This window comes from Flavobacterium ammonificans (assembly GCF_020886115.1).
GTDB lineage: Bacteria > Bacteroidota > Bacteroidia > Flavobacteriales > Flavobacteriaceae > Flavobacterium > Flavobacterium ammonificans.
In genome coordinates this window covers 1,995,444-2,018,517 of sequence record NZ_AP025185.1, presented here as the reverse complement: position 1 = coordinate 2,018,517, position 23,074 = coordinate 1,995,444, and the positions used below count along the sequence as shown (strand labels likewise).

Here is a 23,074-nt window from a genome sequence, read left to right as displayed (position 1 = left end):
TTAATGCTAAATATAAAAAAATACGCTGCAATCGATATTGGATCTAATGCCATGCGATTGCTTATTGCTAATATTGTTGAACAAGATGACAAAGAAACGCAATTCAACAAAAGTTCCTTAGTTCGTGTGCCAATTCGTTTGGGACAAGATGCATTTACTGTTGGAGCCATTTCTGAAGAAAATATTGACAGAATGTGTGATGCGATGAAAGCATTTAGTCTATTGATGAAAGTTCATAAAGTTGAGCAATACAAAGCTTTTGCAACTTCAGCAATGCGTGAGGCATATAATGGTAAAGAAGTAACTGAAATCATAAAAAAGAAAACCGGAATAAAGATTGAAATTATTGATGGTAAAAAAGAAGCAGCTATAATTGCTTCAAGCGATTTACATAGCTTAATTAAAACTGAAAAGACCTATCTTTTTGTTGATGTAGGTGGTGGTAGCACCGAGTTTACTTTGTTTTCTGATGGAAAGATGATTGTTTCTAGATCTTTTAAAGCAGGAACAGTTCGACTATTAAATGATATGGTTCATGAAGTGGTTTGGGAGGAAATCGAGAAATGGATTCGAACTAATACTGAAGAATATGATGAAGTAACTTTAATTGGTTCTGGTGGGAATATCAACAAGTTGTTTAAAATGTCGGCGAAATCACAAGATAAACCGCTATCTTATATTTATATGAATTCTCAATATGCCTTTTTGAATTCATTAACTTATGAGCAACGAATTTCTGAATTAGGATTGAACTCTGATCGTGCCGATGTAATTATTCCTGCTACACGAATTTATTTGAATGCAATGAAATGGAGTGGAGCTAGAAATATCTACGTTCCTAAGATTGGGTTAGCAGACGGAATTGTTAAAGCCATGTACTACGGCAAAATCTAAATAATCACTTAAGTAATATCTAATCCGAATGTTGTTTTTAATAATTCAATATTCGGATTAATTTGATGCAAACGGTTATAGCGATCTTGGTCATTAAAACTGCGTTTACTTTCAAAACTTTCATTGACAATGACTTCAATTGTAATGTCATGATTGTGTAAATGCCCTTTTAAGTATCCTAATAATCCTAATTTTTCACTTTCAAAATCCAATTTGGAACCCTCGTTAGGTAATTCAATCGTGATGTGAGTACCATTCAAAACAGGATCATTAATAAGTAATAATGACTCCATAATTTTATAGCCTTTGTCTCCCAAACGTTGCGCATATTTATTCCATTGCAACAACATTTCTGTTTCAGTAAATGGCTCTGTGGGTAAATGAACGGTTTCTTTTACAAACGTTTTTGAACTTTCTTCTAAAGCTTTTTTAGCGCGAATACTTGATAAAGAGAGCGCAGAAACTTTAGGTTCTGATTCGTTTGGAATAGTAGGTTTTGGAATTTCAATAATAGGGGCAGTTACTGTTGTAACTATTTCTTCAACTTCATTTGGAATTTCTTCTATACTTTCTGATGAAGGAGTAGCTGGCGTTACTTCAGTTTCTTTAGGAGTTTCAGTATTTTTAACTACTTCAACTATAGAATAGTCTGAATTTTTAAAATATGTGGGCGGAATTATAAATTGCTCAACTTTTTTTTTTCTCCATCGAAAGTGATGGAGGCTAATTGCATTAAGCAAAGTTCAACAAGTAATCGTTGATTTTGACTGACTTTGTATTTCAAATCACAATCATTCGCAATTTCAATTCCTTTCAACAAGAAATTGGTGTCGCATTTTTGTGCTTGAACACCATACATTTGCTGTGCTTGTTCTCCAACTTCTAACAAAGATAAAGTAGCAGGATTTTTAGAAACCAATAAGTCTCTGAAATGAGAAGCCAATCCAGCAACAAAATGATGGGCATCAAATCCTTTGGCAAGAATTTCGTTAAAAGCAACTAATAATTCTGGAATTTTGTTTTCCAAAATCAATTCGGTTACATTGATATACGTTTCGTAATCTAAAACATTCAAATTCTCTGTTACCGCTTGACGAGTCAAATTAGTACCGCAAAAAGAAACTACTCGGTCAAAAATAGACAAAGCGTCACGCATAGCACCATCTGCCTTTTGAGCAATGATATGCAAAGCGTCGTCTTCAAATTGAACTCCTTGACTTGTAGCAACCTCTGCTAAGTGTTCTTTAGCATCTTTAACGGTAATTCTTTTGAAATCAAATATTTGACAACGTGATAAAATCGTTGGAATGATTTTGTGTTTTTCGGTCGTAGCCAAAATAAATATGGCGTGTTTTGGTGGTTCTTCTAAAGTTTTCAAAAACGCATTAAAAGCGGCAGAAGATAACATATGCACCTCATCAATGATATACACTTTGTACTGTCCGGTTTGAGGTGGGATACGTACTTGATCAATCAAGTTTCGAATATCGTCTACTGAGTTATTAGAAGCTGCATCCAATTCAAAGACGTTGAAAGCAAAATCTTCATTTGGATCGTCGTAACCTGGTTGATTGATTTTTCGTGCCAAAATACGTGCACAAGTAGTTTTACCTACACCACGAGGTCCAGTAAATAAAAGGGCAGAGGCCAAGTGATTGTTTTCAATGGCATTCAACAAAGTATTGGTAATGGCTTTCTGACCCACAACATCTTTAAATGTTTGTGGACGGTATTTACGCGCCGATACTATAAATTGTTCCATTGAATTGGTATTAGATAGCAAATATAGGATATGAAATTTCAAAAAGCAACAGCTTTACTCCAATTACAAGATGACTTATCCCCAATTTACTAACAATAATCCCAATCCGAATAGTAGTAAAATAGAAGTGCGAAAGAATCAATTATGATTTACCGTAAATAAAGTTGTAAATTTGCCCCGCAGACCGCCTTATCGCCGTCCTGATTCATTAGGAGGGAGGAAAGTCCGGACACCACAGAGAAGCATAGCGGGTAACACCCGTCGGTTTGTCTCGATTTTTCGAGATGAATTAGGACAAGTGCAACAGAAAGTATGTACAGGTAATGCTGTAGTGAAACCAGGTAAACTCTATGCGGTGAAATATCAAGTATATCAGCATTTAAGGGCTTCTCGTCCGTTGTTGAAGGGTAGATAGCTTGAGTCTTACAGTAATGTAAGATCTAGATAAATGATAAGGCTCCGTTTACGGAGACAGAATCCGGCTTATAGGTCTGCTTTTTTTTATAATTTTTGGAGAAAACTATTCTTCGTCCTCCGAAGTTGCAATTTCAAAGAAGCTAAAGAAAGATCCACCATAACTTTTTTGGAAAGAAAAATGAGGTAAATGCTCCATTTTAGTGTATTTGGAATGCTCAATAATCAACATGCCCTCTTCTTCTAAAAGTCCTTTTTCAAAAACTAAAGTAACAACTTTTTCGAAGGTTTTTTGGTCTAAACCATAAGGAGGGTCTGCAAAAATGATGTCGTAAGTCGTTTTGTTTTTTTCAAGGAAAGCAAAAACATCACTTTTGGTGGCAGCAATATTGAAATCAAATTCAGCAGCAATTTGTTTGATGAATTTTACACAACCAAAATCACCATCTACGGAAGTAATGGGCGAACTACCTCTAGAAGCAAATTCGAAGCTGATGTTTCCTGTTCCTGAAAACAAGTCCAATACTTTTAACCCTTCAAAACTAAAATGATTATTCAAAACATTGAATAATGCTTCTTTACTCATATCAGTTGTGGGACGTACAGGAAGGTTTTTTGGAGGAAATATGCGTCGGCCTTTGTATTTGCCTGAAATAATTCTCATGAATTAAAAAGTATAAAGTGATTTCTATTGTCCGCTTCTGAAAAATTATTTTTAGCTTGTAAATCACTAATATCTATTAATGATACATTACGAATGTATTTATAAGCCAATTGATAATAGTCACTTTCAGTATCTATTTTTCCTATCAGTTCTAACGGGAATTCTTCTGGATTTAAACCTAATTGTTCTGCTGTAAACAAAATGTAATACAAGAAATCTTCAGGAGTTGAATACTCAAACGAATTGAATAATAATAGTTTCTGATTTTGTAAAACAATAATTTCAAAATGACCAGAATTAATATGAATAAACATTTTCTTTTCTGGATTGTTTTTGGATCCAATTAATAATTTGGAAACCAAAATAGAATTAGCATGTTTGTAATCAAAAGTGCCGAATTGGTCAATAAAAAAGTTATTGATATTTACATACGGAATGTAAACAGTATTCATTTGGCAATTAGCAATTTCGTCAAAAGCAAAAAAATCAGTTTCAAAAACTTTAGTATTGTATTGCAAATAGCTGCCTAGAAAGTTTTCGTCAAACAATGGCTCAGGCACAAATGTAGAAAGATTATTATTGTGAATAATTAGAATCTCGTCATACGAATCCTTTAATTCAGGATAATCACTAAAAGCATCGGCAAATAAATCCTCTGTTTTAGTCGCTTTGTGAAAAGTATCAAAACGTACTTCGTTGAACGAGGTAATCGTATTGTTTAAGGTGTCAAAACAACAAAAAGAAAGTCCATTCAAGGCAACTTGAATCGACAGTTTTTTATAACTTTTTTCGGTGATATTGGTATTCATAGGTTTTGTTTCAACAATGCAAACATACGAATAACAATGGCAAAAATCAATTTCATTAGTAATTTCAAAAATCAATTTCAAAAATCACGAAATAAATCAAATTAATTATGGAACTCGCTATTAAATTTTATCATTGATTTTTGTAATTGCAATTGATTTTTGTCATTGCAATTGTTTACTTTGCAGACAAATTAGTCAGAATGAATTCCTCCCTGTTTTACAGTCTTTTAAAGAAAAAATTCCCGTTTGAACCTACGTACAAACAGGATATCTTTTTTCAAAAGATTACCATTTTCTTAACCGAAATGGAGAACAACACCATTTTTGTATTGAAAGGATATGCAGGAACTGGAAAAACGACCGTTATTTCTACAATTGTCAATAATCTGATAGAGATCAATAAAAAATATGTTTTGCTTGCGCCAACGGGTCGTGCAGCTAAGGTAATTGCCAATTATTCAAACAAGCCAGCTTTTACCATTCATAAAAAAATCTATTTTCCTAAGAAATCTTCTGGAGGAGGCGTTTCGTTTACGTTACAGCCTAATAAACATAAAAACACTATTTTCATTGTTGATGAAGCCTCGATGATTTCGGATGCAAATTCGGATTCTAAATTGTATGAAAACGGTTCTTTGTTAGATGATTTGATTTCGTATGTGTATTCGGGAACCAATTGCAAAATGATTCTTTTGGGAGACACTGCGCAGCTACCACCAGTGAATTTAGATATTAGTCCCGCTTTGGATACCCATACTTTAGCGGTTCATTATGATAAAGAAATTGAGTCTATTGAATTAGACGAAGTGATGCGTCAGGAGGAAAGTTCAGGCATTTTATTCAATGCAACGGAACTTCGTGAATTGTTGAAAGATTCATTTGTGACTGATTTTCAGTTTGATGTAAAAAAATACAAAGATATAGTTCGATTGACGGATGGCTATGACATTCAGGACGCTATTCAGTCTGCTTATAACAATTACAGTATAGAAGATACTGCATTTATTGTTCGTTCCAATAAAAGAGCCAACCAGTATAACGAACAAATTCGCACTCGAATTTTAGATCGAGAAAGTGAATTGTCAACGGGAGATTTTTTAATGGTGGTAAAGAACAATTACTTTTGGCTAAAAGATTCAGATGAAGCTGGTTTTATTGCCAATGGTGATATAATTGAGGTTTTGGAAATATTTGGTATTCAAGAATTGTACAGTTTTAAGTTTGCTAAAGTAAAAATCCGTATGGTCGATTACCCTGATCAAAAGCCATTTGAAACGGTTTTACTTTTGGATACCATAAAAAGCGAATCGCCTTCTTTGACGTATGAAGAATCCAATCGTTTGTACCAAGAAGTGCTCAAAGATTATGAAGGTGAAACTAAATTCAAGCAATTCCAGAAAGTAAAAAATAACGACTATTTTAATGCCTTGCAAGTCAAATTCTCCTATGCTATTACCTGTCATAAATCGCAAGGAGGGCAGTGGAACACCGTTTTCATTGAACAACCGTATTTACCTGACGGAATCAATACCGATTATATTCGATGGTTATACACAGCTATGACAAGAGCTAAAAATAAATTGTATTTGATTGGTTTCAAAGATGAAAGTTTTGTGGAGTAATCAAAGAGATATAACTCAATAATTAGTTTAAATTTGTAGTTCATTGATACTACTAATACTTTATAACAGAAATGAAAATAATAGCCGTCATACCAGCTCGTTATGCTTCAACGCGATTTCCGGCCAAATTAATGCAAGATTTGGGAGGAAAAACAGTGATTCTAAGAACTTATGAAGCTGCAATAGAGACTAAGTTGTTTGATGATGTTTTTGTTGTTACTGACTCCGATTTAATTTTTGATGAGATTGTTTCTAATGGAGGAAAGGCAATAAAAAGTATCAAAGAGCACGAGTCGGGGAGTGATCGTATTGCTGAAGCGATAGAACATTTAGATGTTGATATTGTAGTCAATGTACAAGGAGATGAGCCTTTTATTGATGCTGATCCCTTGCAAAAAGTAATTGAAGTATTTCAAAAGGATACGGCTCAGCAAGTAGATTTAGCTTCTGTAATGCGTGAAATCACCAATGAAGACGATATCAATAATCCAAATAATGTTAAAGTAGTAGTAGACCAAAATGGGTTTGCTTTGTATTTTTCCCGTTCGGTGATTCCGTATCCAAGAGAGAAAAATGTAGGAGTGCGGTATTTTCAACACATCGGAATTTATGCTTTTAGAAAACAAGCGTTACTTGATTTTTATAGCCTGCCAATGCAATCTTTGGAAGCCTCCGAAAAACTAGAACAATTACGCTATTTGGAATTTGGCAAACGCATCAAAATGGTAGAAACATCCCATCTCGGAATCGGTATTGATACTCCAGAAGATTTAGAAAAAGCAAGGTTACTAATATAAAAGTGAATTCGTAAATTATAGTATTTTGTTTATAATCAATAAGTTAATTTAATAATTATGAGAGTATTTTTAAAGAGAGTTTTAACTCAAACTATTTTACGAACAAAATCTACCAATAACTCAAGTTCAAAAAAATATTCTGATTACCAATTAGCAAAAGCCTATAGAATACTTTTAATTTTAATCAAAAGGGCTTGGAAAGATTTTTTCTTAATTACTATTGGAATTTTTTCAGCGGCATTTGGATTCAAAGGATTTTTGTTAACCAATAATTTTATTGATGGAGGAGCAACAGGTATATCGTTATTAATTTCAGCTGTTACTGAAATTCCACTCCCTCTATTAATCATAGTTGTAAACATTCCTTTTGTTTTAATGGGATACAAAATAGTGAGTACTAAGTTTGCTATAAAAACGGCTTTGGCTATCGCTGGATTAGCTTTAGTTTTAGCTACAGTTACCTTTCCGAATGTTACCAACGACAACTTACTTGTAGCTGTTTTTGGCGGATTTTTTCTAGGAGCAGGAATTGGCTTTGCAGTCAGAGGTGGAGCTGTTATAGATGGGACAGAGGTATTAGCTATCTATTTGAGTAGAAAAATTGGGAGTACTATTGGAGATTTGATCATAGTAATTAATGTGGTTATTTTTTCTGCTGCGGCTTATTTTTTAGGAATGGAAATCGCATTATATTCTATGATAACCTATTTGTCTGCTTCTAAAACTTTGGATTTTATTGTAGAGGGTATAGATGAATATATTGGTGTTACTATTATTGCTACAAATTCAGATGAGATACGACAAATGATAATAGATAAAATGGGAAGAGGTGTTACTGTGTATAACGGAAAAAAGGGATATGGTAAACAAGGTGAAACAATTCATACGGATATTTTATATACTGTTGTTACACGATTGGAATTAAACAGATTAAGTTTAGAAATTGAAAAAATTGAACCAAGTGCGTTCATTGTTATGAACAGTGTTAAAGACACCAAAGGTGGAATGATTAAAAAACGTCCTTTACACTAATTTTTATTATCAATATCAAAATAACCTTTAGGTTTTACCTTGGTTGAGAAAAAATTTAAAAAAATTATAATAAAAAATAAAAATAATAGTGATTGTGTACTAACTAATAATTTACCGATAAAAGTTGTAGGGTAAAAATCTCCAAATCCAACAGATGTAGAAGTTATTATACTGAAATAAATTGCATCAAACCAATGTGTGAATTTTCGGTTTAAAAAATCACCTAATGAATAAAATACCGCATACGATAAGAATATTTCTGTATAATTAAAAAATAATAAAATCATTGATCTTCTGTATGACCGTGGTCTTGAGAATAAATCAGAGGCGAAAATTAAGGTTGGAATGTAGAAAATAGTTTCTAAAAACAAGTACGTCATTACAATAACCACCCAATCAATCGTATACCATTGATAAATTAAGATAGTAATCGGGAAAGCAACCTTAATTAAAATGTAAATATCAATTGCTAAATCTTGGTATTCTATCCCTTTTTTCCTTGAAAAATACTTGATGTAGATACCAGGGAATAACAATTGTGAAGAAGAAAGCAATAATCTGAAAATTTTCTCTATGCCATTATCATCTTCATGGTCATTATCCCATATAGATTGAATGTTTTGAATTCTTTTTTGAATCGGATTATATTCTGCCTGAACTCCGTTGGAAGATTTTCCTAAAAATAATTTTTGGACAGTTTTTTTCATAGAGTAATTTAAGTGGAATGTAAATTTCGGAATTATTTATTTTATTTTTTCAATAATTAATAATTCATTATGATTTTCTATTCGTGGGATTTTTTTTATTCTAAAATTGGGTTGGTAAAATTCAGAACTATATTTACTATTTCTTTGCTCATCAATACTATTTAATATCATAGTATTAAATAATATATAGCCATTTACCTCAAGTAATGAACAAAGTTTTTTTGTAAAGAAATTTTCAAATAAAAAGTTAGGCATTGTAGTATCTTGAAAAACATCAACGATAATTAAATCGTATTTGGTATTCGTCTGCAATACATACTCAAAAGCATCTGCAACAACTAAATTTAGTTTTGGAATTGCATCTAAATTAAAATAGCGATTAGCGATTTGAATCACCTCTGCATCAATTTCAACCCCTGTAATTGTTCCTTTATATTGAATATCGTCAACAAGCGTTTTGATTACACTTCCGCCGGCTACACCAAGAACTAATACCCTATCCATCTTTTTTATTTGGCGAAAGCCAATTGTTTTTAATCCAAGACGTAAAATGCGTTGTAGACTACCATAGGAATAATTAGTGTTTTCAGAATCAAGAACTAATTGCCCGTGATTCCAGGTGATTTCAATTGATTTACTCCAGCTAGATTTAGCTTTGTAAATCGTAATTGGAACTAAATAACTGAAAATTTTGCGAATCATAATGTGGGGATTTATTCAAAAATAAGATTTTAATTGTTTTATTTGCACTAAATAGCAAAAGAATGAAAGCACAATTATATAAATGGATTTTTTTTAAACTCATGGGTTGGAAGATTGTTGGATCAATCAACCCTGAAATAAAAAAATGTGTAATGATGGTTTTGCCGCACACAAGTGCACATGACTTTTATTTAGGAATTTTTACAAGAGGAATTGTAGGCCTTGAAATGAATTTTGTAGCTAAAAAAGAATTGTTTCGCTTTCCTTTCTTCGGGGCTTATTTTAAATATATGGGCGGTGCGCCATTAGATCGTTCTGGTGGATTGAATAAAGTAGATTCGATTGCTGCTATTTTTGACACCAAAGAGACGTTTCGTTTAGCGGTAGCTCCTGAAGGGACACGTAATTATGTAAGCGAATTAAAAACCGGTTTTTATTACATCGCATTAAAAGCAAATGTTCCAATACTACCTGTTGCTTTTGATTTTGGTAATAAAGAAGTAAAGCTAGGTCTTCCGTTTCAACCTACAGGAAATTACGAAGCTGATTTAGCAGTTCTAAAGAATCATTTTATTGGTGTAAAAGGTAAAGTACCAAGTAAAGGATTTTATGTGCCTGCAAACTAATTGCCTTTGTATTCTTTAAAACTTCCGTCAGAATAGAAGAAAACGATTTTTTCTACTACGACAGTCTCTTTATTTAAAGTCTCAGATGGGATTGTATTTTGAGACGGTTTTGAGTCAGAAAACAAACTAACCTCTTTATTGTAAGAAATCGATGGAAGAGGAGTAGGCACTTCTGTTGATGGTAGACTATCTAATGTCTTCGGAAATATCCCTTTTCCATTTAATATCCAATACAAATCTACTTCTGGGAAAACCTCTAAAATTTTAAGGATAAAATCCAAACTTGGTTTGTTACGTCCAGATAGGAGGTGAGACATACTAGAGCGTTGTACGCCAATTTTATCTGCAAATGCTGAAGCATTCAAGTTATAGTATTCCAACACATTTTCTAATCTCTTTACAAAATCGTCCGTGTTTACCATGGTAGTATTTAGTTTAGATTTAATTTGTTTACAAATGTAATCAATTATTAGTTACGAAGGGCTATAACTGTAATTATTGGCTTGATAAAGCAGGGATTAAATTCAGATTTTAATACAAATAATACTATTTAAAATACTGATTATAAGAAAATTAAATTAATAAATAATTACAGTTTACAAATGCTAACAATTATTTGAAATTTGACATACAAACAATCCCTTTTTCTGTTTACAAAGTTAAATTAAACCTAATAAAAGTAGTTTACAATTGTAAAAATAAAGATGTTTACTTTTGTAAAATCAAACAGTATAATATGGATTTAGAATTAGTATTTGCAAAATATAAAGAACAAACCATTCAAGGTAGGTATATTACTTTAGACCATATTGAGCCAATTTTACATCGTTTAAATACGAATAATCAATTACAAATTATTGGTAAATCCGTTCAAGGAAAATCGATTTATAGTTATCAAATTGGTTCTGGTCCAATTAAAATTTTGCTTTGGTCACAAATGCATGGTGATGAAAGTTCGACAACAAAGGCTTCCTTTGACTGTTTTAACTTTTTTGAAGGCAATTCGAATGAAGCGGAATTGTTTTTGAAAAAATTTACTTTACTCTGGATTCCAATGTTGAATCCGGATGGGGCAAAATTGTACACTAGAGAGAATGCAAATTCAATAGACTTAAATAGAGATTCGCAAGATTTATCTCAACCTGAAAGCCTTGTTCTACGATCGGTTTTTAATTCATTTAAACCTGATTTTTGCTTCAATTTACATGATCAAAGAACAATATATAGCGTTGGTCAAACTAATAAGCCAGCTACTTTATCCTTTTTAGCTCCAGCTTATAATCAAGAACGTGAAATTAATTCTTCTAGACTGAAAGCGATTAATCTAATTGCAGGTATCAATGAAGTTTTACAAAAGTATATTCCAGGGCAAATAGGAAGATTTGATGATTCGTTTAATTTTAATTGTGTTGGAGATACATTTCAATTTTTTGGAGTGCCAACCGTACTTTTTGAAGGAGGTCATTATCAAAATGATTACGACAGAGAGATGACTAGGAAATTTTTGTTTTTTTCTATGATCACCGCATTTAGGCTAATTTACGAAAACGATATAGTTGATAATAGAATTGATAAATATTTGAATATTTCACAAAATAATCCCGTTTTTTGTGATTTATTGTATAAAAATATCAAAATTAATTATGATGGTAAAGAAAAAATCATCAATTTTGCATCTCAGTATAAAGAAGAAATAATCGATGGTAAAATTGTTTTCAATGCTTACATTGTTCAAATTGACGCTTTAGATTGCCTTTTTGGTCACTATGAATATGACGCAAAAGGGGCTTTATATTCTGATGAATATGGGAATTTACCAAGATTGGATCAACCGGCTAATTTCTTTTTAGGAAATTTTCAATTTGAAAATGGATTGATTAAGTCTTAAACTAGTCCCATTTCAAGGTAGTTATTAACTTTAATTTTTTTATTATGAGTAAGTTTCGTTTAGATGAAGTAGATCACCAGATTTTAGATATGTTAATCGACAATACTAGAGTCCCTTTTACAGATATTGCTAAGAAGTTATTAATTTCAGCAGGAACGGTTCATGTACGCGTAAAAAAAATGGAAGATGCTGGGATTATTATGGGTTCTTCTTTAGTTCTTGATTATGATAAATTAGGTTATTCATTTATTGCATATGTAGGTGTTTTTCTTAATAATACCTCTCAAACTAAATTTGTTCTAGAACGTATAAATGAAATTCCTTTCGTAACTGTAGCTTCAGTTACTACAGGAAAATTTAATATTTTTTGTAAAATTAGAGCTAAAGATACAAAGCATGCTAAAGATGTTATCTTCATGATTGATGATATTGATGGGGTATACAGAACCGAGACAATGATTTCATTAGAAGAAAGTATTAACGATAAAAAACGTTTAATGCATACCATTTTTAAAAACATGTAATTCTTGATGATATAGTATACTATAACCTCAAGTTACTCTTGGGGTTTTTTTATGCCAATTTATCATTTATATATCGCTAACTACAATAACTAACTACAACAACAACTTTTTTAACTTATGTATACGCTTCCAAAAATAGAACGTTTTAACCAAGATGTTCTCTCAAAGTACAATATTTATAACAGTGTATTTATAACGCTTCCTTTTGATTCTATAGACAATACAGGGGTGTTATTGCCTTTGTTCACAGATGTTTGTGAATCGGGATTTAAAAAACAAGAAACTCCAGTTGAGATTGTGAATTTTTTTTCAAAGAAATATTTGCATACCGATTCTGAAACAAATAAAATTGATTTGATGTTTCGATTTATTCAATATATCGAACGTCAAATTGTTCTTTTTGATGCCATAGAAGATGCAGCCTTTTCAAAAGTAAATAATATGGAAGGAAGAGGTTCTCTTCGTGATATTAAAGAAAAAGCAGACAATACTAATAACCAAGCAGAATTAACCGAGTTTTTAGAGAATTTTAATGTCCGAACTGTTTTAACTGCACATCCGACACAGTTTTATCCTGGAGCTGTTCTTGGTATTATTAATGATTTAACGGAAGCTATTCGATCTAATAACTTGTTAGCGATTAAGCAATTATTAGCTCAATTAGGTAAAACGCCTTTTATTCAAAATGAAAAACCCAATCCCTATGATGAAGCAGTAAGCTTGATTTGGTACCTAGAAAATGTTTTTTATGAAACTGCGGGTGAAATGGTGCATTATTTAGAGAAGAATTTATTTAATGGGAATTCGATTAACAACCCACTTATTAAATTGGGTTTTTGGCCTGGGGGTGATCGTGATGGAAATCCGTTTGTAACGACTGAAATTACATTAAAAGTTGCTGATCGCTTGCGAACTTCTATTTTGAAATGTTACTATATTGAAATCAGAAATTTAAAGAGAAAATTAACGTTTGCCGGGGTTGATACTTTAGTCACTGAATTAGAACAAAAATTATATCGTTCGGTTTTTTACTCTAAAGGAGAGCTATTTATAACTCTTGATGAGTTCAAAACTCAGCTAAATAAAATACGATTAATTGTTATTGAACAACATCAATCGTTATATTTGGATCTATTGGATGCGCTATTGATAAAAGTGAATTTATTTGGATTTCATTTTGCTACATTAGATATTCGTCAAAACAGTAAAATTCATAATTCAGTCTTTAAAGATATAGTGAGTTATTATTTAAAATCGGATTCATCTGTTTTTCCAAGCAATTATTTTGAACTATCAGAGAATGAAAAATTCGAAGTATTATCCAATGTATCAGGAAATTTAAACCCAGCTGAATTTGCAAATGAAATGACAAATTCAACTTTGGGGTCAATTCAAGCCATGAAAACCATTCAGAATAATAACGGTGAGTTTGGTTCAAATCGTTACATTATAAGTAACAATGAAAGTGCATTAAATGTAATGGAAACTTTCGCCTTATTTAAACTGAGTGATTGGACTAATCCAACGGTAGATATAATTCCTTTATTTGAATCGGTTGATGATTTACAAAATGCCCATGAAATCATGGAAAAATTGTATGCTAATCCAGCCTATGCTCAACACTTAAAAAATAGAAATAATAAACAAACAATCATGTTGGGTTTCTCTGACGGAACCAAAGATGGAGGTTATTTAATGGCAAATTGGAGTATTTATAAAGCTAAAGAATCATTAACTGAAATCTCAAGACAATACGGAATTAAAGCGATTTTCTTTGACGGTAGAGGTGGTCCTCCAGCTCGTGGCGGAGGTAAAACGCATAAATTTTATGCCTCACTAGGGCCAAAAATTGAGAATAACGAAATCCAAGTGACAGTTCAAGGTCAAACCATTAGTTCTAACTTTGGTACATTAGATTCTTGCCGTTATAATTTAGAGAATTTGTTAAGTGCAGGAGTTACCAATCAAGTTTTTGCAAAAGGAAGAAATGAATTGACCATTGATGAAAAAGTTATTTTAGATCAATTGGCAGAATTGGGGTATGAAAAGTATTTAAGTTTCAAAAACCACCCTAAATTTATTCCGTATCTAGAAAAAATGAGTACGCTAAAGTATTATGCAAAAACTAATATTGGAAGTCGACCGTCTAAAAGAAGTAAATCAGAATCATTAGATTTTGCCGATTTACGAGCAATACCATTTGTAGGTTCGTGGAGCCAGTTAAAGCAAAATGTTCCAGGTTTTTTTGGAGTAGGTACGGCTTTAAAACATTTTGAAGATACCAATCAATGGGATAAAGTTCAAGATCTGTATGATGGCTCGCTATTCTTTAAAACACTTTTAGAAAATAGTATGATGTCATTGGCTAAATCATTCTTTCCTTTGACAGCTTATATGAGTAAAGATCCTGAGTATGGCGATTTTTGGAAAATTATTTATAATGAATTTTTAGAAACAAAACGATTATTGTTAAAAATTGCGGGACATAAAGAGTTGATGGAGAATTATCCTGATGGTAAAGCTTCTATTGATGTAAGAGAACGTATTGTATTACCATTGTTAACAATACAGCAATATGGATTAACTCGAATTAATGAGTTGTTGAAAGAAAAAAATCCAGATGAGAAATTAATCAAGGTGTATGAAAAAATTGTAACTCGATCTCTTTTTGGAAATACCAATGCTAGTAGAAACTCAGCTTAAATTATAGTATGAAAACAAGTCAATTAGTAGAAAACGAATATCCTGTCTACTGCGAAACCTATTTTAAGGCAGCTGGAGAAGTAGTTTTAATAGAAGAATTAGAAATCTGCTTGCATGATTTTATTCGGTTTGTTCAAAATTTACCAATGGATAAATTTGATTATCGTTATGCCGAGGGTAAATGGACAATTAAAGAGATTATTCAGCACATTATTGATACGGAGCGAATTTTAGCGTATCGTGCTTTACGTATTTCTAGAAATGATGGTACACCTTTACCAGGTTTTGACGAAAATACTTACGCAGCGAACACTCCAGCAAATACAAGAAGCCTTCAAGATCTATTAACAGAGTTGTCTGCAGTACGCCATTCTAATTTGTTGTTATTTAAAAGTTTTTCTGAGGAACAGCTTTTAAGCAAAGGAATTGCATCAGATCAACCCATATCTGTTCGTGCTATTGGTTTTATGATTATTGGACATCAGAAACACCATCAGAATGTATTTTTGGAAAAGTATTTATAATTTCAATAAAAAAGGCTACTAATTTCAATTTAGTAGCCTTTTTTATTTGAATTAATTTTTAATCTTCATCATCTTCTTCTAGGTCTTCATCATGATTTCCTCCCTCTTCATCTTCACCTTCATTATCTAGATTGTCTAGATTTTCATCTTCAGACTCGTCTTCAGTATCATCTACTTCTAATTCGAGTTCTTTGATAGGTTCTACTTCAACATTGAGAATTTCATCATCCTCATCGTAGTTTTCAATTCGGTCAGAAAGTTTCGTACTCACTTTTACTAAATAAATAGTATCATCAGTGCGAACCTCAACGGCTTCAATTAATTCGTTTTTTGCATTTCTAAAACGGATAATGTCTGAATCATCATAACCATCAGGAAATTTTTCAACTAATAAGTTTAAGATTTCATTGGTAAGTTTAGCGTAGTCAACAATTACTCTTTTCATACGGGGGTCTATTCTATAAGTCTAATAAATAAGCAAAAATTAATGGAGCTACAATTGTAGCGTCTGATTCAATAATGAACTTGGGAGTTTTAATGTCTAATTTGCCCCAAGTTATTTTCTCGTTTGGAACTGCTCCTGAATAGGAACCATAACTAGTTGTTGAATCTGAAATTTGGCAGAAATAACTCCAAAAAGGAACGTCATGCATTTCCATATCTTGGTATAACATCGGAACCACACAGATAGGGAAATCTCCTGCGATACCTCCACCAATTTGGAAAAATCCAATTCCGTTAGAACTATTCTTTGGATACCAATCAGCTAAGAAAGTCATGTATTCAATACCTGATTTCATAGTTGAAGCTTTTAAGTCTCCTTTAATTACATAGGAAGCAAAAATATTACCCATAGTACTATCTTCCCAACCTGGTACAATTATAGGTAAGTTTTTCTCTGCCGCTGCATACATCCAACTATCTTTTAAGTCAATTTCATAATATTCCTCAAGAACACCTGAAAGTAACATTTTGTACATGAACTCATGAGGAAAATAACGTTCTCCTTTATCATCAGCGTCCTTCCAAATTTTATAAATATGTTTTTGTAAGCGACGGAAAGCTTCATGTTCAGGAATACATGTATCCGTTACACGATTTAATCCACGCTCTAACAAATCCCACTCATCTTGTGGAGTCAAATCACGATAATTAGGCACTCTTTCGTAATGTGAATGTGCAACTAAGTTCATGATGTCTTCTTCAAGATTAGCTCCTGTACATGAAATAATTTGCACTTTATCTTGGCGAATAATCTCTGCAAATATTTTACCAATCTCTGCAGTACTCATAGCTCCAGCCATACTCACCATCATTTTGGCACCGTTTGCCAATTGTTGCTCATAGGCTTTTGCTGCATCAACTAAAGATGCTGAATTGAAATGCAGGTAGTGTTTTTCAATAAATTGACTAATCGGTCCTTTACTCATTTTTATTTTTTATTAATTCTGAAATATGGCTACGAAAGTAGGGTATAATTCTATTTCTTGAAAGATAAATTTTGGAATTATTTTTTGTATCCTAAAATTTTTAAAACATCATCAGAAGTTTGCTGTTCTGAGTAAACTTCAGTTGCTAAAATTCCGTTTTCATCTCTATCTATCAAAATATGTTTAGGTTGTGGAATCAAACAATGGTGCAATCCTCCGTAACCTCCAATAGTTTCTTGGTACGCGCCTGTGTTGAAAAAACCAATGTAAAGCGGTTTTTCTTTATTGTATTTTGGCAAATAGATCGCATTCATATTTTGCTCTGAATTGTAATAGTCATCACTATCACAAGTTAAACCACCTAATAAAACTCTTTCATACGTATCATTCCAACGATTGACAGCTAACATAATGAAACGTTTGTTGATGGCCCAAGTATCCGGTAGTGTAGTAATGAAAGAAGAATCAATCATATTCCATTTCTCTCTATCGTTTTGTTGTTTTTGATACAAAATTTGGTAAATCGCACCACCACTTTCACCTACAGTGAACGAACCGAATTCAGTAAATATATTTGGAACCGCCACTTCAGCTTCGTCACAAGCAATTTTAATTTGATTGATAATTTCGTCAATCATGTATTGGTAATCGTATTCAAAGGTTAATGAATTTTTGATAGGAAAACCACCACCAATATTTAATCCATCAAGAGTAGGACACTCCTTTTTTAGAGCTACATAAACTTTGATACATTTTACTAATTCATTCCAATAATAAGCATTGTCATTGATACCTGTATTAATAAAAAAGTGCAACATTTTAAGTTCCAATTTTTTATTTTCTTTTATCTCTTTTTTGTAAAAAGGGACAATGTTCTTGTAACCTATACCTAAACGTGAAGTGTAGAACTCAAATTTTGGTTCTTCTTCAGCTGCAATACGAATTCCAATTTTGAATTTCCCTTTAATTTGGGCTTGTAGCAAATCCAATTCTTCGAAGTTGTCAATAATTGGAATAGTATTTTTATGACCTGTATTGATTAAACGAGCGATGTTAGAAACATATTCATCTCTTTTAAAACCATTACATATCACATAGGTACTCTTGTTGATTTTACCGTTTTCTAAAAGATTTTCAACAATATTAATATCAAAAGCAGAAGAGGTTTCAATATGAATATTGTTTTTAAAAGCTTCATTCATAATGTATTCAAAATGAGAGCTTTTAGTACAATAACAATAGAAATATTTTGCATCGTACTTATTTTTTTCCATTGATTTTCTAAACCAAGACTTCGCCTTGTTGATGTTATTAGAAATTTGAGGTAAATAAGTAAATTTAAGTGGAGTTCCGTATTGTTCCACTAATTTCATCAAATCAATATTGTGAAATTGAAGATTGTCTTTGTTTAAAGTAAACTCTTCTTGTGGGAAATAATAGGTTTGGTTTATTAAGTCGGAATATTTTGTATTCATTGCTATATCAGAATTTTTAGATTTAAAAAAAGTTTAAACTTGGATTAAATTAAAATTCAAACTCGAATATTAGCATATACAATTTGTAGTTTTTCATTCTCAGCTTTTAAGAACTGAAAAATATCAAAACTAAAACTTCCTTTGATCACAAATACACTTTTGCATAACCCAAAAAAGGACTGGCTACTATTGTTGCTATCCTGATTAAAGTATGTTGTATTTTGAGTTGTTTTCATTGTGGCAAATGTAAAAAAATATACATACGAAATACAATCCTTTTATGTAAATTAATAATTATGATTTATAGTCTTCAAAAGCACTAATAATCAATTCATTTTCAACTAATTGGTTGATTTTTATTGCGCCAATACCATCAATTAAAGCGAATTGTACAGTGCCATATTCATTTTTCTTGTCATGAATTAATAAATCCATAATGGGTTGTAGGTCATTTTCTTCAATTTGAACTAGTTCGTATATCGCTTTTATTGCTATTTTAATTTGGCGGTATTCTAGTTCAGTGATTAATTCTTTTTGCCAAGAAATATAACTTTCTAAAATCATCCCCGCTGCAATCGCCTCGCCATGAAGTAGTGTTTTTTTGTTTTCGTTTTCCAAAAAGTAACTTTCAATAGCATGTCCTAAAGTATGCCCAAAATTTAAGGCTTTACGAATATGTTTCTCCGTTGGATCTTGCATTACGATTTCGTTTTTGATTACGACAGAACGGTGAATTAGTAAATCTAAATCAGAAAAATCAATAGTACTAATATCAAGAAATTGTTCCCAATAGTTTTTATCAAAAATTAATCCGTGTTTCAGCATTTCAGCTAACCCAGAACGCATCTCGTTTTGAGGCACTGTAGCTAGATATTGAGTGTCAATTAATACCATTACGGGAACATTAATTACTCCAATTTGGTTTTTTAAATTTCCTAAATCAACGCCTGTTTTACCGCCTACAGATGCGTCAACCATAGAAAGAAGTGTAGTTGGGATATTAATAAAATCAACCCCTCTTTTAAAAGTGGAAGCAACAAATCCGCCTAAATCAGTTACAACACCGCCACCTAAGTTGATGATTAAACTTTTTCTATCCGCACCTAACTCAGTAAGAACATTCCAAATTTCAATACATGTGTCTAGATTTTTATTGATTTCACCTGCTTCGAATTCAATAATTTCAATAGTTAATTCTGTTGCTACATGAGGCAAAAATTCATGCAAACAATATTCATTAGTATTGCTATCTGTGATAATGAATAGGTTAGAATACTTGTTGTTTTGCAAATGCAAATTTAAAGCTTCATAGGCTTTTTCATTGAAATGTACGGGATAATTGTTGGCTTGAATCGTCTGCATTATTCAGAATTTATTGATAACGCAAAATAAGGTATTTTTTAATTAATAGTATTGAAAACTCTCTCTATATTTGTAAAAAAATATAACAATTAATGGAAAATATATTCGATAACACACAAGTTGCATTTGCTTTAAAATGCGATACAGAGTTAGATAGGGCTTATTTTTTATTCAAAATGATTGACAATGAACCACTTGTTCGAATTGGAACAGCGGTTACTAATTTTGCTATCAAAGCTAATCTACCAGTGGAAGGTTTAATTAGAGCAACTGTTTTTGATCATTTTTGTGGAGGTATCAATGAGAATGATTGTCTATCAGTTGTCGATAAAATGTATACCAAAGGTGTTTCTTCGGTATTGGATTACTCAGTTGAAGGTAAAGAAGAGGAGGCGCAGTTTGACGCTGCCTTGGCTATGACCTTGAAAACTATTGAATTTGCCAAAGAACGTCAAGCCATTCCATTTGCTGTTTTTAAGCCAACAGGATTAGGACGATTTGATTTATATGAAAAAGTAGGGTCTAAAGCTACCTTAACATCTTCAGAAAAAGAAGAATGGGATAGAGTTGTGGATCGTTTTGATTTGGTTTGTAAAACCGCTCAATACAAAGACGTTTCCTTGTTAATTGATGCTGAAGAAAGTTGGATGCAAGATGCTGCAGATGATTTGGTTACCCAAATGATGCAAAAGTACAATAAAGAAAAAGCAGTAGTATTTAACACGCTTCAAATGTACCGTTGGGATCGTTTGGATTATTTGAAACAATTACACGAAAAAGCAAAACAAGAAGGTTTCTTCATCGGAATGAAAATAGTGCGTGGTGCTTATATGGAAAAGGAAAATGCTCGTGCAGTAGAGAAGGGTTATCCAACTCCAATTTGTGCTTCAAAAGAAGCCACTGATAAAAATTACGATGCAGCAGTTTTGTATATGGTAGAACATATTGAAACTATGGCAATTTTTGCTGGAACGCATAATGAATTGAGTTCGTATACTTTAATGAATTTAATGCAGGAAAGAGGAATTAAGACTAATGATGATCGAATTTGGTTCGGACAATTATACGGAATGAGTGATAATATTAGTTACAATTTAGCGGCTCACCGATACAATGTAGCCAAATATTTGCCTTTTGGTCCAGTTAAAGATGTGATGCCTTATTTAATTCGCCGTGCAGAAGAAAACACTTCTGTAGCTGGACAAACGAGTCGCGAATTGTCTATGATAAAAGCGGAGCGAAGTCGAAGAAAAAGTTCATAATTAAAAAACGCCATTCAATAGAATGGCGTTTTTTTATGAATTACTAAATTGAAGATTACTTAAATTTTTATAGATTCCATTATCTAAAGCTATTAATTCTTGATGAGTACCTTTTTCAGCAATTATACCTTTGTCTAATACTAGAATTTGATCTGCTGAGCGAATGGTTGATAAACGGTGTGCGATAATGATACTTGTTCTTCCTTCCATCAAGATTTCGAGCGCTTCTTGAACTAATTTTTCACTTTCACTGTCTAATGAAGAAGTGGCTTCGTCTAATATTAATATACTTGGATTTTTCAATAAGGCTCTTGCAATTGCAATGCGTTGTCTTTGACCTCCCGATAATTTCACACCTCTTTCTCCAACAATAGTATCTAATTTTTCAGGGAAGCTTTCTATAAAATTGTAGGCATTAGCTTGTTGGGCTGCGGCTAAAATTTCTTCTTCAGTAGCATTTGGTTTACCATAGGCAATGTTTTCACGAATGGTTCCGCCAAACAAAATAACATCTTGAGGAACAATACTCATATTGCCACGTAATTGTTCCAAATCGTAATCGTAAATATTTTTGTTGTCAATTTCGATACTTCCTTCTGCGATAGAATAGAATCGCAATAAAAGAGAAGCTATTGTAGATTTTCCAGCACCACTAGGACCTACAATAGCAATTTTTTGTCCAAATTGAGCGGTAAAACTCACGTCTTTTAACACTTCCATTTCTTTTCTAGAAGGATATTTAAAGGCTACATTTTTAAAATTGACATTTCCTTTTATTTTTTCAATGGATTGGTGTGCTGTTGTACCTTGTATTTTTTCGGGAGTTTCGTCTAATAATTCAAAAACACGTTCAGTAGCACCAATTGCTTTCTGAATTTGTGCATACAATTCGGCAATACCACCAAAAGAAGCCCCTACGAAAGTAGAATATAAAACAAACGAGATTAATTGACCTACGCTCATTTCGCCTGCGATGCTTAATTGAACTCCATACCAAACCACGGCCACGATAGCACCAAAAAGGCAAAATATAATGAACGAAGCAAAGTAGCCACGGTATTTACCACCTTTAATCGCAATTTGAATTACTTCTTTTATCTGCGTTTTATATCGAGCAATTTCGTACCATTCGTTAGCAAATGCTTTTACAATACTAATTCCCTGCATAGTTTCTTCAACAATTACTTGGCTTTCAGCTACTTTGTCTTGTACTTTTTTAGAATAACTTCTTATAAATCGACCAAATATAACTGCTGCAACTGCAACCAAAGGAACAACAGAAAGCATTAATAAAGTAAGTTTGAAACTTTCGGTAGCCAATAAAGCGATACCCCCAATAATAAGAATGAATTGTCTTAGGAACTCTGCAATTGTAGAGGTTAATGTATCTTGAATTTGGGTAATGTCTGAACTGATTCGGCTATTCAATTCACCTACACGTTTTTGAGAAAAGAATGACATAGGAAGTTTAACCAAATTACTATACAATGCCAAGCGAAGATTAGCTAAAGTGTTTTCGGTAAAATTCACAAATAAAGACAATCTAAAAAACGAAAAAATAGATTGCATAAACAATATTCCAAGTAAACTCAGTGCTATAAAATTGGCTTGTGCAGTTTCTTTATTATTGACACAATCTACGAGTAATCCCATTAATTTTGGGAAAGCCAAAGCGGTACCTCCAGTTAGCAATAAGAAAAATAAACCTACATAAAACTTCCAAAGGTGTTTCCCTGAAAATTGAAATATGAGTTTTGCTTTTTGAAGGGCGCTTAAGGTAATTTTTGATTTTGGCAAATCGTTTTCTTTAAATCGTGGCATAGTATTTTAATAAGTTCCAAATGTACCATTATCGTTTATCTTAGCAAAACAATAAT

At 32.2% G+C, this 23,074-nt stretch carries 22 protein-coding genes and 1 other RNA gene; 11 read left to right on the top strand and 12 right to left on the bottom strand.

The genetic code is table 11. The annotated features are described in order from the left end of the window. The first annotated feature begins 3 nt into the window (after positions 1 to 3). Positions 4 to 894, top strand: coding sequence for a Ppx/GppA phosphatase family protein (locus tag LPC20_RS08955; protein ID WP_229324615.1), 891 nt, complete (start codon positions 4 to 6; stop codon positions 892 to 894). Between the two features lie 8 nt (positions 895 to 902). On the opposite strand, the gene LPC20_RS08950 is transcribed toward LPC20_RS08955, so the two are convergent. Both LPC20_RS08950 and dnaX read right to left on the bottom strand, forming a co-directional pair. Beyond that, positions 903 to 1,634 (bottom strand): DNA polymerase III subunit gamma/tau, encoded by a 732-nt coding sequence (locus tag LPC20_RS08950; protein ID WP_229324614.1) that lies wholly within the window; start codon positions 1,632 to 1,634, stop codon positions 903 to 905. Then, positions 1,571 to 2,656 (bottom strand): DNA polymerase III subunit gamma/tau, encoded by a 1,086-nt coding sequence (dnaX, locus tag LPC20_RS08945; RefSeq protein ID WP_229324612.1) that lies wholly within the window; start codon positions 2,654 to 2,656, stop codon positions 1,571 to 1,573. The genes LPC20_RS08950 and dnaX overlap by 64 nt, the downstream gene beginning before the upstream one ends. A gap of 176 nt (positions 2,657 to 2,832) precedes the next feature. On the opposite strand from dnaX, the gene rnpB reads away from it, so the two are divergent. Continuing rightward, positions 2,833 to 3,158, top strand: an RNA gene (gene rnpB, locus LPC20_RS08940) — RNase P RNA component class A. A gap of 18 nt (positions 3,159 to 3,176) precedes the next feature. On the opposite strand, the gene LPC20_RS08935 is transcribed toward rnpB, so the two are convergent. After that, positions 3,177 to 3,734, bottom strand: a complete 558-nt coding sequence (locus LPC20_RS08935; protein WP_229324605.1) for an RsmD family RNA methyltransferase — start codon at positions 3,732 to 3,734, stop codon at positions 3,177 to 3,179. Further along, complete coding sequence (locus tag LPC20_RS08930; RefSeq protein ID WP_229324603.1) at positions 3,731 to 4,543, bottom strand: DUF3822 family protein; 813 nt, start codon at positions 4,541 to 4,543, stop codon at positions 3,731 to 3,733. Before LPC20_RS08930 ends, LPC20_RS08935 begins: the two co-directional genes overlap by 4 nt. A 200-nt stretch (positions 4,544 to 4,743) precedes the next feature. On the opposite strand from LPC20_RS08930, the gene LPC20_RS08925 reads away from it, so the two are divergent. The 3 genes from LPC20_RS08925 (at position 4,744) to LPC20_RS08915 (ending at position 7,994) form a co-directional block, all read left to right on the top strand. Beyond that, entirely contained in the window at positions 4,744 to 6,165 is a 1,422-nt protein-coding gene (locus LPC20_RS08925) for an ATP-dependent DNA helicase (RefSeq protein WP_229324601.1), read from the top strand. Between the two features lie 71 nt (positions 6,166 to 6,236). Then, positions 6,237 to 6,962, top strand: coding sequence for a 3-deoxy-manno-octulosonate cytidylyltransferase (gene kdsB, locus LPC20_RS08920; RefSeq protein WP_229324599.1), 726 nt, complete (start codon positions 6,237 to 6,239; stop codon positions 6,960 to 6,962). A gap of 57 nt (positions 6,963 to 7,019) precedes the next feature. Next, positions 7,020 to 7,994, top strand: a complete 975-nt coding sequence (locus LPC20_RS08915) for a YitT family protein (RefSeq protein ID WP_229324596.1) — start codon at positions 7,020 to 7,022, stop codon at positions 7,992 to 7,994. On the opposite strand, the gene LPC20_RS08910 is transcribed toward LPC20_RS08915, so the two are convergent. After that, entirely contained in the window at positions 7,991 to 8,701 is a 711-nt protein-coding gene (locus LPC20_RS08910; RefSeq protein ID WP_229324593.1) for an ion channel, read from the bottom strand. The two genes, LPC20_RS08915 and LPC20_RS08910, sit on opposite strands and share 4 nt — an antisense overlap. Before the next feature lie 36 nt (positions 8,702 to 8,737). Then, complete coding sequence (locus LPC20_RS08905; RefSeq protein ID WP_229324591.1) at positions 8,738 to 9,403, bottom strand: spermidine synthase; 666 nt, start codon at positions 9,401 to 9,403, stop codon at positions 8,738 to 8,740. 62 nt (positions 9,404 to 9,465) lie between these two features. Between LPC20_RS08905 and LPC20_RS08900 the strand changes: the two genes are divergently transcribed. Beyond that, entirely contained in the window at positions 9,466 to 10,029 is a 564-nt protein-coding gene (locus tag LPC20_RS08900; RefSeq protein ID WP_229324589.1) for a 1-acyl-sn-glycerol-3-phosphate acyltransferase, read from the top strand. Here the strand turns inward: LPC20_RS08900 and LPC20_RS08895 are convergent. Then, the gene (locus tag LPC20_RS08895; protein ID WP_229324587.1) at positions 10,026 to 10,451 is read right to left on the bottom strand and encodes a helix-turn-helix domain-containing protein; all 426 of its coding nucleotides are present in this window, start codon (positions 10,449 to 10,451) and stop codon (positions 10,026 to 10,028) included. The two genes, LPC20_RS08900 and LPC20_RS08895, sit on opposite strands and share 4 nt — an antisense overlap. 314 nt (positions 10,452 to 10,765) lie before the next feature. Between LPC20_RS08895 and LPC20_RS08890 the strand changes: the two genes are divergently transcribed. The 4 genes from LPC20_RS08890 to LPC20_RS08875 all read left to right on the top strand — a co-directional run bounded on the left by LPC20_RS08890 (position 10,766) and on the right by LPC20_RS08875 (position 15,668). Beyond that, positions 10,766 to 11,917: a M14 family metallopeptidase gene (locus LPC20_RS08890; protein ID WP_229324585.1), complete on the top strand. Its 1,152-nt coding sequence runs from the start codon at positions 10,766 to 10,768 to the stop codon at positions 11,915 to 11,917. Between the two features lie 44 nt (positions 11,918 to 11,961). Continuing rightward, a complete protein-coding gene (locus LPC20_RS08885; protein WP_072943262.1) occupies positions 11,962 to 12,441 on the top strand; it encodes an Lrp/AsnC family transcriptional regulator in 480 nt (159 codons plus the stop codon). 117 nt (positions 12,442 to 12,558) lie between these two features. Next, on the top strand, positions 12,559 to 15,144 hold the full coding sequence (locus LPC20_RS08880) for a phosphoenolpyruvate carboxylase (protein WP_229324583.1): 2,586 nt from the start codon (positions 12,559 to 12,561) through the stop codon (positions 15,142 to 15,144). An 8-nt stretch (positions 15,145 to 15,152) separates the two neighbouring features. Then, positions 15,153 to 15,668 carry a DinB family protein gene (locus LPC20_RS08875; protein ID WP_229324581.1) on the top strand — a complete coding sequence of 172 codons (516 nt, stop codon included), beginning with the start codon at positions 15,153 to 15,155 and terminating at the stop codon, positions 15,666 to 15,668. Between the two features lie 58 nt (positions 15,669 to 15,726). Here the strand turns inward: LPC20_RS08875 and LPC20_RS08870 are convergent, their stop codons facing one another. The 4 genes from LPC20_RS08870 to aroB all read right to left on the bottom strand — a co-directional run bounded on the left by LPC20_RS08870 (position 15,727) and on the right by aroB (position 19,935). Next, positions 15,727 to 16,113, bottom strand: coding sequence for a DNA primase (locus LPC20_RS08870; RefSeq protein WP_229324579.1), 387 nt, complete (start codon positions 16,111 to 16,113; stop codon positions 15,727 to 15,729). 13 nt (positions 16,114 to 16,126) lie between these two features. Then, positions 16,127 to 17,098 carry a deoxyhypusine synthase family protein gene (locus LPC20_RS08865; RefSeq protein WP_229324577.1) on the bottom strand — a complete coding sequence of 324 codons (972 nt, stop codon included), beginning with the start codon at positions 17,096 to 17,098 and terminating at the stop codon, positions 16,127 to 16,129. A gap of 77 nt (positions 17,099 to 17,175) precedes the next feature. Further along, complete coding sequence (locus LPC20_RS08860; RefSeq protein ID WP_229324575.1) at positions 17,176 to 18,573, bottom strand: type III PLP-dependent enzyme domain-containing protein; 1,398 nt, start codon at positions 18,571 to 18,573, stop codon at positions 17,176 to 17,178. A 294-nt stretch (positions 18,574 to 18,867) separates the two neighbouring features. Beyond that, positions 18,868 to 19,935, bottom strand: coding sequence for a 3-dehydroquinate synthase (gene aroB, locus LPC20_RS08855; RefSeq protein WP_229324573.1), 1,068 nt, complete (start codon positions 19,933 to 19,935; stop codon positions 18,868 to 18,870). A gap of 92 nt (positions 19,936 to 20,027) precedes the next feature. On the opposite strand from aroB, the gene LPC20_RS08850 reads away from it, so the two are divergent. Further along, a complete protein-coding gene (locus tag LPC20_RS08850) occupies positions 20,028 to 21,197 on the top strand; it encodes a proline dehydrogenase family protein (RefSeq protein WP_229324571.1) in 1,170 nt (389 codons plus the stop codon). Between the two features lie 33 nt (positions 21,198 to 21,230). Here LPC20_RS08850 and LPC20_RS08845 read toward each other — a convergent pair whose 3' ends face one another. Further along, positions 21,231 to 23,018, bottom strand: coding sequence for an ABC transporter ATP-binding protein (locus LPC20_RS08845; RefSeq protein ID WP_229324569.1), 1,788 nt, complete (start codon positions 23,016 to 23,018; stop codon positions 21,231 to 21,233). Between the last annotated feature and the right edge of the window lie 56 nt (positions 23,019 to 23,074).